At 37.8% G+C, this 13,668-nt stretch carries 10 protein-coding genes and 1 CRISPR repeat array; of the genes, 5 read left to right on the top strand and 5 right to left on the bottom strand.

The window, feature by feature from the left end:
* Window positions 1–32: 32 nt before the first annotated feature.
* The 5 genes from EO127_RS02145 to EO127_RS02125 all read right to left on the bottom strand — a co-directional run bounded on the left by EO127_RS02145 (window position 33) and on the right by EO127_RS02125 (window position 7,134).
* On the bottom strand, window positions 33–1,214 hold the full coding sequence (locus EO127_RS02145; protein WP_127447824.1) for a sodium/glutamate symporter: 1,182 nt from the start codon (window positions 1,212–1,214) through the stop codon (window positions 33–35).
* A 357-nt stretch (window positions 1,215–1,571) separates the two neighbouring features.
* Window positions 1,572–2,342 carry a pyruvate formate-lyase-activating protein gene (gene pflA, locus EO127_RS02140; RefSeq protein WP_126940921.1) on the bottom strand — a complete coding sequence of 257 codons (771 nt, stop codon included), beginning with the start codon at window positions 2,340–2,342 and terminating at the stop codon, window positions 1,572–1,574.
* Window positions 2,343–2,348: 6 nt separating this feature from the next.
* The gene (gene grcA3 / locus EO127_RS08875; RefSeq protein ID WP_126938357.1) at window positions 2,349–2,588 is read right to left on the bottom strand and encodes an autonomous glycyl radical cofactor GrcA3; all 240 of its coding nucleotides are present in this window, start codon (window positions 2,586–2,588) and stop codon (window positions 2,349–2,351) included.
* A gap of 2 nt (window positions 2,589–2,590) precedes the next feature.
* A complete protein-coding gene (gene pflB, locus EO127_RS02130; RefSeq protein ID WP_164742257.1) occupies window positions 2,591–4,714 on the bottom strand; it encodes a formate C-acetyltransferase in 2,124 nt (707 codons plus the stop codon).
* Between the two features lie 248 nt (window positions 4,715–4,962).
* Window positions 4,963–7,134, bottom strand: a complete 2,172-nt coding sequence (locus EO127_RS02125; protein ID WP_127447823.1) for a nitrilase-related carbon-nitrogen hydrolase — start codon at window positions 7,132–7,134, stop codon at window positions 4,963–4,965.
* Between the two features lie 276 nt (window positions 7,135–7,410).
* On the opposite strand from EO127_RS02125, the gene EO127_RS02120 reads away from it, so the two are divergent.
* From EO127_RS02120 to csm2, 5 genes are all read left to right on the top strand, one after another.
* Complete coding sequence (locus tag EO127_RS02120) at window positions 7,411–8,016, top strand: hypothetical protein (protein ID WP_127447822.1); 606 nt, start codon at window positions 7,411–7,413, stop codon at window positions 8,014–8,016.
* A gap of 320 nt (window positions 8,017–8,336) precedes the next feature.
* Window positions 8,337–9,214: a CRISPR direct-repeat array (repeat unit 35 nt; unit sequence GATAAAAAAATAATCCCCAGTACGGGGACGGAAAC).
* A gap of 123 nt (window positions 9,215–9,337) precedes the next feature.
* Window positions 9,338–10,333, top strand: coding sequence for a CRISPR-associated endonuclease Cas1 (gene cas1, locus EO127_RS02115; protein ID WP_127447821.1), 996 nt, complete (start codon window positions 9,338–9,340; stop codon window positions 10,331–10,333).
* 37 nt (window positions 10,334–10,370) lie between these two features.
* Window positions 10,371–10,646, top strand: coding sequence for a CRISPR-associated endonuclease Cas2 (gene cas2, locus EO127_RS02110; RefSeq protein WP_009353619.1), 276 nt, complete (start codon window positions 10,371–10,373; stop codon window positions 10,644–10,646).
* Window positions 10,647–10,668: 22 nt separating this feature from the next.
* Window positions 10,669–13,197, top strand: a complete 2,529-nt coding sequence (gene cas10 / locus EO127_RS02105; protein ID WP_127447820.1) for a type III-A CRISPR-associated protein Cas10/Csm1 — start codon at window positions 10,669–10,671, stop codon at window positions 13,195–13,197.
* On the top strand, window positions 13,190–13,666 hold the full coding sequence (gene csm2 / locus EO127_RS02100; RefSeq protein WP_127447819.1) for a type III-A CRISPR-associated protein Csm2: 477 nt from the start codon (window positions 13,190–13,192) through the stop codon (window positions 13,664–13,666). Before cas10 ends, csm2 begins: the two co-directional genes overlap by 8 nt.
* The last annotated feature ends 2 nt before the right edge of the window (window positions 13,667–13,668 follow it).

Here is a 13,668-nt window from a genome sequence, read left to right as displayed (position 1 = left end):
ATAATTTTAAATTTAGTGTGGGAAAATTTAATTTACCAGTAGAACTGCATAATCCAATGCAAGATAGGAATACCGAACACATTGATTAGTACAGTAGCTGTAATGGGAACAACTAGGAAAGCTTTCACAGATTTTCTGTAGCGACCACCGAGGGTAGCGATGGTTGCTACCGTGTTTGGTGTGATGCCTAAGCCGTGACCAAGGAGAGCGGCGCCGATGACAACACCGTCGTAATCTTTGCAGAGCACAGGAAATACGATGAATCGTGTGAATAGAATAATCGCAATCACTTGTACAACCAGAATCACAAGCATTGGTCCTGTCAAAGATCGTAATGCGATTACAGGGACGCTCATGAACACAGTAGTTAAGAAGATAGTAATGCTAATTTGGCTGAATAAGGCAATGGCTTTGGAATTGATGAAAGTTTGCCCCATTGCATCACCACCGTTGCGGATAGCAATGGCCAATAACATAGATACGATGAACGTAGGAATATGTAATCCGAAGGTATCTAATAAGTAATGGGAACCGCCGATACCGATGCTGACACAGATAAGAACTAACAATAAGTTAACAATAATGCCAACCGGTGTGGGTGCTGGGGAATCTGGTGGCGGTGGAGCTGTTTCATAGCGATTGAACTTTTCGATTAAATATTGTCCCATAGGACCGCCGATGAACACGCCGATAATAGTAGTGAAAGCAATGATCCCATGCGCTACCGTCTCACCATTTAATGCATTCCCTAAATCATGACCTAAGGCAGAGACAAAGTTGTAACTACTTTCAAGAGATAAAGAGCCCAATAAAATGGCATAGTGTTTGTCCAATCCGAATAGACTCGCTAGTCCTAAGCCAATGCTAATTTGCATAATCACAAGTAAAGTACTCATACCCCAGTAGCGAGGGATGGCTTTCAGAGAAGATGTACAAATTTGCACGGGCGCTACTAGCCCCATAGTGGCGAAGAATGCCACCATAGCGGGAACGAGAACAGCTTTGTCTAAAGTGATTAGGATAAGACCAGAAATTTGTAATAGAAATACAAGCACTGCTACGGTTAAACCGCCAATAGCAGGTACTGGGATAGCCCAACGATGCAAGATATTGATGTGCTTGTGCATAAAGGTACCCAGTAAAAAGGAAAACAGTGAGAGTATGACCGTTTCTACGGCGCCAAGGTGTAATTGTAGCATGTATGACGATGCCATGAAATGCCTCCTAACTTTAGATACATAGCCTATGCAAGGGCATAGGATTCACTTGAATCAAAATCATAGTGAGATAGTCTGAAATAATACCCTCCTATTATACAACTAAACATCTAATATGTAAAAGCTATCCATTAGAAATACATATCAATATTTCAACAGAAGAGGCTAGTGTACTAGATATATACGCATATACAGATACAGACAAACCTATGTATACAGATACACATATGTATAGAGATACAGATACAGACATACATAGGTATACAGATATGCCGATAGAAGCATAGAGAAAAGCGCACCGTCCACGAGGGATAGTGCGCTTTCATGAAAGATCAGGAAAGTATTGTTATGAGTTTAACTTTCAGGTGTTTTAAGAGGACACCATAAACCTCGGCGGTAGTCGCGTATTCCAGAAAGGACAACGCGGAGTGCACGCTGTGCGTCAGCTTTTGAGAGGGGCGGGATTCCATCTAAGCGATAGGAAATGCCAAGACTTTCATATTTATTAACCCCCATGACGTGGTAAGGTAAGCAATCTACGGCTTTCAAATGTTTGAAAGCACCTAGAAAGAAACCAAGCCGATACCAGCGATCGCGATTATCTGTGATGGTTGGGACTACCACGTGGCGTACCCAAAAATCGGTACCTTGCTCGTCTATAAACTTAGCGAACTCTAGGACCGCATCATTAGGTTTGCCGGTTAGTGTTTCGTGTATAGAGGAATCGATCTCTTTCACATCAAGAATGACTAAATCCGTTACGTCAAGAAGCAGTTTGTACTCTCTAGCCTGTTCTTGTGTGTAGCAAATCCCGCTTGTATCTAAACAAGTATGAATTCCCTTTCCATGAAAGAAAGTAAAGAGTTCGATAATAAAAGGGAGTTGCAACAATGCTTCGCCACCAGTGACAGTAATGCCACCAGTGATATAAAAGTCACGATTCCTTTCAAATTGTGTCCACACATCTGCCACAGTCATCTCTTGGGCATACGTAGAGGGATCCCAAGTATCTGGATTATGGCAATAGGCACATCGCAATGGGCAACCTTGGAGGAACAAGACAAATCGCATGCCTGGGCCATCGACAGTACCCATGGTCTCAATGGAATGAATGCGACCTACCATAGTGCATTACATGGATTGATGGAATGTACGGGAGATCACTTCGTCTTGTTGAGCTTTTGTCAACTTGTTGAAATGAACAGCGTAACCAGAAACACGGATAGTCAATTGTGGATACAATTCAGGATGTTTTTGAGCATCTAATAATGTTTCACGATTGAATACGTTTACGTTTAAATGGTGGCCGCCTTTTTTGCTGTACCCATCTAACAATTGTACTAAATTATCTACTTGTTGTTCGTTAGTCATATTTACTCCTTTTCTTCAGGGAAAGTAACATTTGGCTCACGGCAAGCTAGATTTTCACAACCATCGGCTAAGGCATGTTCAATGTTGCCTAGGTCTAAGTCTAAGTCGCCTAGTGTCACCATAGACTCTCCGGATTTACCTAGAGAATCTGGAATAATAGAGAATGTATTAGAAATACCATCGCAACAATCACGCCATGGCATTTTAGCAACAGATGCTAGGGAAGAGATAGCACCGTGTTCGTCACGACCATGCATAGGGTTTGCACCTGGAGCAAATGGAATACCTGCTTTACGTCCGTCAGGAGTAGCACCAGTAGCATTACCATATACCACATTAGATGTAATGGTTAATAGTGACATAGTTGGTACGGATTGACGATAGGTTGGATGTTTACGAATTTTATTCATAAAGCCAGATACTACCGTAGCCGCCAAATCATCTACACGATCATCATCATTACCATATTTAGGGAATTCGCCTTCAATTTCAAAGTCAATAGCAATACCATTTTCATCACGAATTGGTTTTACTTTCGCATATTTAATAGCAGATAGAGAATCGGCTACTACGGAAAGTCCAGCAATACCTGTGGCAAACCAACGTGTTACCTTACGGTCATGTAATGCCATTTCTAATTTTTCATAGGCGTATTTGTCATGCATGTAATGAATGATATTTAAGGCATTCACATACACACCTGCTAACCATTCCGTCATATCTTCAAAGCGTTCCATCACTTCATCGAAGTCAAGGTATTCTGAAGTAATAGGGCGGAATTTTGGACCTACTTGTTTTTTCAGCTTTTCATCTACGCCACCATTGATAGCATATAGTAAGGCTTTCGCCAAGTTACAGCGAGCGCCAAAGAATTGCATTTCTTTACCGATACGCATAGGGGATACGCAGCAAGCAATCGCGTAATCATCACCGGAGTTAGGGCGCATGATTTCATCGTTCTCATATTGAATGGAAGAGGTTGCAATAGAGAGTTTCGCACAGAACTTTTTGAAACCTTCAGGAAGAGAAGGAGACCAAAGTACTGTTAAGTTTGGTTCAGGAGCAGGACCAAGGTTTTGCAATGTATGTAGGACACGGAATGCCGTTTTAGACACTAATGTACGTCCGTCAGTGCCCATACCACCGATAGACTCTGTTGTCCATACAGGATCACCAGTAAATAAATTGTTGTATTCATGGATACGTGCGAAACGTACCATGCGCAATTTCATAATGAAGTGATCCACCATTTCTTGGATTTGTTCTTCTGTATATTTACCAGATTTCAAATCACGTTCTGCATAGATGTCTAAGAAAGTGGAGTTACGTCCGATGGACATAGCTGCCCCGTTTTGTTCTTTGATAGCACCTAAATAGCCAAAGTATAGCCATTGGATAGCTTCTTTTACATCGGTAGCAGGTTTAGAGATGTCAAATCCGTAGGACGCTGCCATTTCTTTTAATTCTTTTAAAGAACGGATTTGATCTCGAATTTCTTCGCGGTCACGAATGACATCTGGCATCATATCGCCCATGGTAATGTTGAATTGATCTTCTTTGTCCTTAATCAAATAATCGATACCATATAAGGCTACACGGCGATAATCACCGATAATTCGGCCGCGACTATACGCGTCAGGTAGGCCCGTAATAATGTGAGCGGAGCGAGCAGCTCTCATCTCAGGTGTATATACATCAAATACACCGTCATTGTGTGTCTTACGATGAGTTTTAAAGAAAGCCTCAAGAGTTGGATCCATTTTGTAACCATACTCTTCGATAGCACTTTTAGCAGTTCGTAAACCACCATAAGGGAACATGGCACGTTTTAAAGGATAATCAGTTTGAAGACCAACGATTTGTTCATCTTCTTTAATAATATATCCAGGGGCATGCGCCGTAATATGAGTTGCTACATCAGTATCTGCATCGATGACAGAACCTTTTTGTCGTTCTTCCTCATATAAATCTAATACCCGTTGCCAAAGTCTAGTAGTTCGTTCTGTTGGACCTACTAGAAAAGAATCATCGCCTACATAAGGCACATAGTTTCGTTGGATAAAATCGCGTACGTCCACGGATTTATCCCATACACCTGTATTGAAGTCTTTCCATGCTTGTTGCATAATATACCTCCAAATACACATTAAAACGTAACCCATAGGGTTAACTTTATTGTAATCTATAACGATTATCATTACAATATACTTTTTATTGGTGGTTATATTATTTTTGAAAGTAGTGTATGAGTAAATGGTCAAACATTAAATAACGCTATATACAGGATGTAAGATATCTAATAAGGTATATTACAACGTTGTATATAGCGTTACTATAGTATAGGGTTATATTATTTAACTAAGAAATATACTCACTATTTAGATAGGTGATGTAGAATTCTATCTTTCATGACATAGTAAGTACGTGAGAAATATGGTTTTAATTGACTTTCACTTAGGTCACTGCCAAAGGCACGTTCGCTGATGAGAAGCAGCGGTGGAGACTGGATGCGTTTTGCCACGGCTAATCCATTGAACGATTTCCACCACCGTTCAAGGTCATTGATAAACTGTTCTGTTGACGTGAAATAGTGAGAAACAGGGTTTGGCAATCCTAAGAGTGACTCCAAAGTATCGTTCTCGTAGGCCCGCAAGATATCCTCAGGAGTCAAACGCTGATGAGGCAGTGTATGTGGTGTACCCTCTACAAAGGCACGGAATAAAAGGTCATGATATTCGTACTGTAATGGGTCGCCTAGGCCTTGGGTTACATCCTGTGCGTCAGATAACTCGGCGCTCGGCACCACATCGATAGAACCTTGTGGAATGACCTCACGTTGAAAGATTGTTTCATTCATGTAACGAGCCAGAGCATAGACGTCCGTTTTCCACACATCTCCCGTCACAGCGAGAAAACCAGCTAAATCACCATACATCGTAGCATAGCCAACAGTGAACTCTGTTTTATTGCCATTGCAGGTGAAAGCCCCATTCACAGCGGATGCTATACCGGCTAAGATGCGAGACGAACGATCACGGGCTTGGATGTTTTCCTTGGCGAGAGTGGATAGCTGTAAGAGTGTGGTAGTTTCTAAGTTGGTATCTACATGAGTCTGCTCGGTACAGTATGTAGTAGTTTGCTGTGATTCATATATAGTATCTGTAGTAGAATTGGAGATAGTAGAATCATCTACTGGTGTATGCTTATGTATATGACCAGAGGTCTTTATAGGAAATTTTGTGAAAGGTTGACTTTCTAGCTGTACAACCGTGGTATTCACACCTTCCTCAATAGGGAATACACCATAATGGCAACCGATGTTCTGTGCTAATTGGTAGGCCAAATCTTTCGTCATATCTGAGTTATAACGGCTTGGCATATTGACTAAGTATAAATTCTCTGGCGGTAATACCGTGCTGTACAAAGCAGCATTAAGGGCAGAGTCGATACCACCAGACGCACCAATGACAATCTTTTTAATCCCAGTTTGTGCTAAAAATTGACGAATACCGTATTGAAGGGCTTTGAACAGAGTAGGGATGTAGGTAGGAGTTGCATCCTGTATATGATATGTATCATTTTTATCACATCTATTATGTTCTAGGGACAGTTGAAGTGCTGTACTATCTTCAGAAGTATCCCGTTGTTCAGAGTTAGCATTTGAAAGTGGTTGCCACAAGGTATCTTTTAATAATGTAGGGCGTACTGTATTTTCAAAAGCTGGTACTTCTTCCACAACAGAACCGTTCACATCATACAAAGTAGAACATCCATCATAAATGCAGATGTTTTTGCCATTGTTTTGAATGCCTACATGATTTGCATAGGCAATCGGTGTAGAGTATCGTTTCGATTGGCTCCTAAATAAGGCACGACGTTGTTCTTGTTTGTGTATGGTGTAAGGAGATGAAGAACAATTGACAACTAGGTCAATATGCAGACCTTTCATTTTAGCAGATTCCAACATAAGACTTGTGGGACAATGTGGGTAGTGCGTATGCCAGCTATCTTCACAGATAACAGGAGCAATAGTGAAAGAACCTTGACGAGTGGAAAGGGTGAGTGGCTGATTAATATCAGATAACGATAGATTGCGCTCTTTCGCCACTACATTGGCGCTAGTAAAATACCGTGGCTCGTTAAAGTATCGATAACATGGCAATAATGTTTTTATGGTAAACGGATACGGTTGTGACGGATTAGATACTAATTTACCTTTGGATGCTACATAAAGAGCATTATACTTGCGAAGACTGCCGTCTAGATTGCGGAGACTTTCATCAATGCCTATATTGCCAAAGATAATCGTAAGGTTGGTGTTTGCTGTGGCTTTCACCAGTTCCTCACCGTAATAGAGACAATCCTTCACAAAGGGCACTTGGTCCCACAAGTCGCCAACCATGTAACCGCTGAGGCACAATTCTGGAAAGATAAGGATATCCGTGCTTACCGCCTTGGCATAGTCGATGGCATGCATCATAGATTGAAAGTTTGTAGCAGGATCACCAGGGTGCACCTGAATTTGACCAAAAGCAATACGAATCATGGGAAACTCCTTTGTTGTATAGATTAACGTGTTGATAATTGTTGAGTATATTATAGCATTTTATGGGGGATTTGTAGTGGGAAGCGGAAATAAAGAAAAATTGAGGGATCTCATGTGTGAGGCGTTATTATTGAGGAGAAAGAGTATATAAGGTGTATTTGAATGAAAAATTGTAGATTGGCATGACGTGAAATTATGGGATGTATACTAGTTTTTAATTGAAAGATTAAGTATAATGAACTCATATAGTTTTGGTTTGAGAGAGGACGTATATATATGAATAAATTAATAAAAGCGACAATATGCGTAGGCTTAGGCGTAGCTTTTCTAGGGGGAGTTTCCTCTGAAGCCAAGTTTAATAATGTGGATTCAGCAACAATTGATTTTAAAAACTATGATAAAGATTATAAGATATGGTTTAATAACGATGCAGATGAAGTGTATATGTACCCAAATGATGGCAAGCTTGAATTGAGAGCCAAAGGAAAGAAAACACAGGTGCCGACTACTTTAGGAGAAGATACTTTTCGGATTAGATCCTATTATGATGTTAATCGTGATATTACTTTATATGTGATTACAGCAAGCCGATTTGACTATAAATATGATACCAAAAGTCGTACCTTTATTTATCGATATAATCGACAAACAAAAATGTGGGAAAAACTGGTAGATTCTGCTAATTATTATTCTCCATATAAAAAGCAAGATTCTTCAATTCAGTCTTCTCAAGACTTAAGCATATATCAAGCAGATTTTGCGTTAGAATTTCGTAATTGGGATGATCATAGAGAAGGATATGGATATCCACTAGTTTGGAATGATAATACACAAAATATGGAATATGGTGAACCATATCATATTATGATAGATACGAATTGATTTATAAAAAAGAAAAGGGCTTATAAAGAGAAATTCTTGACAATTTGTTTGGATAAGATTATTCTGTAGACGAGTCAAACTCCTCACATCCGCAAGGACAGATATGCTAATCTGACGTGAGGCTTTTTTATTGCTTGAAATTTGCAATTTATTCTATATATATGGTATTCTTGTGTTAGATACAAATCTCCACCGATGTGATAAGAATAGGCTTGAATGACAGTTTTTGAGAGTCTTCTTGAAGTTAAAAGTATCTTTATAAAGACTCCGCCGATAACCATAGTTTAAACGCACTAGTTATCATAACTATAGAGGGTAGGGATAAAAAAATAATCCCCAGTACGGGGACGGAAACAATCTAACTACACCTGTTGATACTTTTGCCATGGTTAAAATGATAAAAAAATAATCCCCAGTACGGGGACGGAAACAATTCAAAACCTTTTTTATAAACTGCAATAACACACATGATAGATAAAAAAATAATCCCCAGTACGGGGACGGAAACCACAAAATAATCTTCTGCTAAACCTTCTTGAATGTCTTGTTTGATAAAAAAATAATCCCCAGTACGGGGACGGAAACTAACTTATAACATGTCAAGCATACTTTTAATCGTTTCTTCAAGATAAAAAAATAATCCCCAGTACGGGGACGGAAACGACTTCGTCCATAAATTACTCCTTTCTTAACTTATAAGTAAAGGATAAAAAAATAATCCCCAGTACGGGGACGGAAACCTGCATCATGCGTTTGTTCTTTCATTAATCCTCTCCTATTGATAAAAAAATAATCCCCAGTACGGGGACGGAAACGTTTCAAAACGGAAACTATTAATGTATTGTTTTCCAAAGTCCGATAAAAAAATAATCCCCAGTACGGGGACGGAAACACGAAACTCTCATTAGACATTTCAGCGATTTGTTTGTCCAGATAAAAAAATAATCCCCAATACGGGGACGGAAACGCTGGTATGCTCTTGCAGTATGTCATTTCGCATTGTGATAAAAAAATAATCCCCAGTACGGGGACGGAAACTCATATTCCAAACCCAAATCATCGAGTACTAATAAATCAACATGATAAAAAATAATCCCCAATATGGGGGACGGAAACTCGTCGTCTAAGTCGTTACCTAAATCATCGTTGAAGTCATTCACGCGATAAAAACATAATCTCCAGTATGGGGGCGGAACTCGGTAAAAAACTTAAGATTGTAGTACCTAATCCTACGCGTAAACAATGCACCGCGTTCTTTACGTCCTATAATATGGGATCGGAGAGTATAATAATAGTTATGTATGATAAGGGAGGCATTTGTATGACGACTTTATATGTGACAGAATCAGGCTCGTTTATTAAACGAAAAGGTGGGCATGTTATTGTTGGTAGGAATCATGAAGTATTATTTGAAGTACCATTTGAGTCTATTGATGATGTAACAGTGTTTGACTCGGTTCATATTTCATCATCATTATTGACTGATTTTATATCTAATGGTATTCCAGTGACCTGGCTATCAGGATATGGGAAATATTTCGGTACTTTGATTAATACAAATACTGTAGATATTCATAAGCATCAGAGACAATTTACTATAAGGGGAGATAAAGAGTTCTGTTTAACACTTAGCAAAAAGCTAATCAATGCTAAAATAAATAATCAGCTAACTATATTGAGACGCTATGAAAGGAATCTTGTTGATGATAGTGTTATGATGTCCATTAATAACATTTGTCATATCCGTAAGAATATACATAAAGCCGTAAGTATTGAAGAATTGATGGGATATGAGGGAATTATTAGCCGTTTATATTTTGAAGGGCTAGGCAAGATTGTCCCTTCAGAATTTGCTTTTACAAAACGAAGCAAACAGCCTCCATTAGATCCATTTAATGCTATGTTAGGATTAGGGTATAGTATGCTCTTTAATGAAATTATGGCAGGAGTTATTAATGCTGGATTACATCCTTTTGTAGGGTGCATGCATTCTATTAAGGGTGGGCATCCAGCCTTAGTATCTGATTTAATTGAAGAATGGAGAGCCCCCGTAATTGATTCATTAGTACTTAATTTAGTTAAACGAAATATGATAGATGTAGATGAAGACTTTCAATATTCTGGTGAAGGGTGCTATTTAAATGGAGAAGGAAGAAAACTATTTTTGAGTGCCTATAATAAAAAGATAAAAAGCATGAATCAATATATGGATAGAGGACAAACATTTAGAGAATCTATTTTTAGTCAATGTAAAGCCTATGCATCAACAATTATGAATATAGATCTTGAGCGATATACACCACTAGAGATAAGATAGATATCCAGAAAATGATAATTCGATAGAGTGCCTAATTATGAAAAAGTTTATAGTTTTGATTATTTATGATATAGTAGATAATAAGATACGATTAAAAATGGTGAAGTGCTTGGAACGATATGGTGTTCGTGTTCAAAAGTCAGCGTTTGAGGCATTGTTAAATCGTAAACAGTACGATGCTATGATTCGCCAATGTAGTCGTTTAATTAATCCGAATATTGATTCTTTGCGAATATATATTCTTGATGATTTAGTTAAGATATATACTTGGGGAATTGGAGAAAGAAAAGAACAAGATTGTGTCATATTATAAAGGATTCATGAGGGAGAAAACCATGGGGTGTTTAGAAACATTGGTAAAAGGTGCCTTATTACATGATATTGGGAAAGTAGTCTATCGCGCTAACGAAGGATTAGGAGATCATTCGATTGCGGGGGCTACTTTTTTGCGTTCTTATACAGAGGATAAGGAGTTATTGAGATGTGTTCAATATCACCATGGAAAGCAATTGTCTAAGGCCATAATTCCAGACACTAGTTTAGCCTATTTGGTGTATGAAGCAGATAATCTTGCATCGGCCCTGGACCGTAGAGAGTTTGATGAAGGTACTATGGTGGAGGGACAAACCTTCGACAAGAATATACCGTTAATATCTGTATTTCATACATTTGGTGGAAATATTTCGAACACTGAGCAAAAATATCATCTTCGAGGTTTAAATGTAGCTAGCAATTATAATTATCCGAAAGATGGAAATATTTTAGCCACATCTGATACCTATAAAATACTCTATCACACAATGAAAGATAATTTTTCTGTGCAAAGTATAGATGCCATGACGGTTAATGAATTATTACGGATTTATGAGGATACTACTAGTTTTGTTCCTTCTAGTACATACAGAAAAGAAGTAGCAGATATATCTTTGTACATGCACTCTAAGTTGACAGCAGCCATTGCTACATCTATGAAATTATATTTTCAAGAAAATGGCATAGAGGATTATAAAAAGTATTGCTTTACAGATTCAAAAGTATTTCGTGAACAAGAAGCTTTTATGATGATTTCTGGAGATGTGTCTGGTATACAAGATTTCATTTATACAGTGCCATCAACAGGTGCATTAAAATCCTTGCGTGGTCGCTCAGTGTATTTAGAGATATTATTAGAATCTATAATTGATTCTTTGTTAGAAGACTTACAGCTGAGTCGATGTAATGTATTGTATTCTGGTGGAGGACATTTCTATATACTAGGGCCTGCCACGGAAACTGCCAAAGGGATTGTCAGGGCTCTTGAAGCCGCAGTGAATCAATGGTTACTTGAACATGTGGGTACAAAGTTATATATCTCACTAGGAATGGCTACATGCACTGGGAACGATTTAATTAATGGAGAAAAACAGCATAAACTATTTGGTGAAGCTAGCCGAGAGACCGCAAAAGGTAAAATATTTAGATATACTAAAAAAATTTTAGAAGACTTATTTAACCCTAATAGTAGTATTAATTCTGTACGAGAAGGGGATAAGGAATGTTCTATTTGTCATACATCTTCAGTAGAATTGAAAATCTATGGGTATACGGAATCATTGGCTTGTCATATGTGTGATTCTTTATATCATTTGGGAGAGGTATTAGTACAATCTGAAGAATCGGTATTAGGAATTGCAGAAGAGCAAGAAGTATTAGAAATGATCCCATCTATTCCAATTTACAGTAGTAATGCAACAAATTTATATGTTATATCAAAGCGCAAATTAGAAGAGTTAGGATATAGTGCTACATGGAAACATATATATGTGATTAATGAAGCCGAAACAGGAAGTAAAGTAGCAAGTCGATTATGGATTGCAGACTATGTTAGTCGTAAACCCAATGGAGAAGTATATACATTTGAGGACTTAGCTCAGATGAGTGGAACTGAAAAAGTAGGTATGCAGCGATTAGGGGTCTTAAGAGCCGATGTGGATAATCTAGGGGCGGCTTTTATTAGTGGCTTTATAAGTGACACCAAAGAAAATCCATATCACTTTAATACATTTTCAAGATATGCAGATTTATCAAGAGCTTTATCCATGTTTTTTAAAGTAGGTGTTAATAAAATTGTATCTGGCAATGTTAGTGGTGTTGAAGATGTAAAAGATACGTATCGACTTTGGAATAAGGATACTAGTGAAAAGGGTCATATTCATATTATCTACTCTGGTGGAGATGATGTTTTTTTAGTAGGCCCTTGGGATGAGCTGATTGAGGTGGCTATTGATATTCGCAACAGGCTTAAAGATTTGACAGGTGGAAAAATTACTATGTCTGCTGGTCTAGGAATGTTTACACATAACTTTCCTATCACTAAAATGGCGGAGATAACAGGTAGTTTAGAGTCAACTGCAAAGGATATGCCTGAAAAAGATAGTATTGCTTTATTTGGATTTGATACAGAGAATGAAGGTAATGCTCCACGGTGTCGTCATGTATATACATGGGATCGATTTATACAATCTGTACTAGGTGAAAAGTTTAATATGTTGCAGTCAATATTAGCAATATCTAAAGAAGGACCCATTTCAGATTTATCGAAGATGACCTTTACAAGAAGTGCCATGTATAGAATTATGGAATTATTAGAAGAAATTATAGGAGATGATTTAGAGACGATTCATAGAGCTAGACTGTTATATACTTTGTCTCGTATGGAACCTGAGCAAGCTAGTGAAGCACAATTAGAGGCATATAAGAAGTTTATTTCTATGATGTATGAGCACACTAAGGATAAAGAATCGACTAGAGAATTATTAACAGCCATTCATATAGTAATATATAGTCTACGGGAGAAAGGTAAAAGGGAGGAATATCATGGTTGATTATGTAGCAGAAGCAGAAGCAGTGATTAAGGATTTAAAAAGAACAGATAAAGGTGTTATTGCCTTAAATACTAGTCAACTTAGAAAAATTTTATCTGCTATTACTGATGTAAAAAATAAAGTAAATGTTGAAGTAGCTAAAAGTAAAGAAAAAGTGAAAACAATATCCCCAGAATTACAAATGGAAATTCGCTTTCTTAAAACACTTTTCTGTTATCAAGCTGGTCGTGAGATTGAAAAAAATAATGAAAAATCTAATACGATTAATGCAGTTGATGATTTTATTCAAAAGGCAGAGTTGATTCCCCGTTTAGATAATATTCAAGGCGATATTAATGAGTTTAATAAATATTGTAAATATATTGAGGCGTTAGTTGCATTTCATAAATATTACTCAGCAGTATCATCAAGAGATAAAAAGGACAACAATAAAGTTAATAGAGTGAATAGCACTGGAGGGGGACGATAATT

The organism is Veillonella sp. 3310 (genome assembly GCF_003999875.1).
Lineage (GTDB): Bacteria > Bacillota > Negativicutes > Veillonellales > Veillonellaceae > F0422.
The sequence above is the reverse complement of the archived record's forward strand: the minus strand, read 5'-3'. Positions and strand labels throughout refer to the sequence as shown.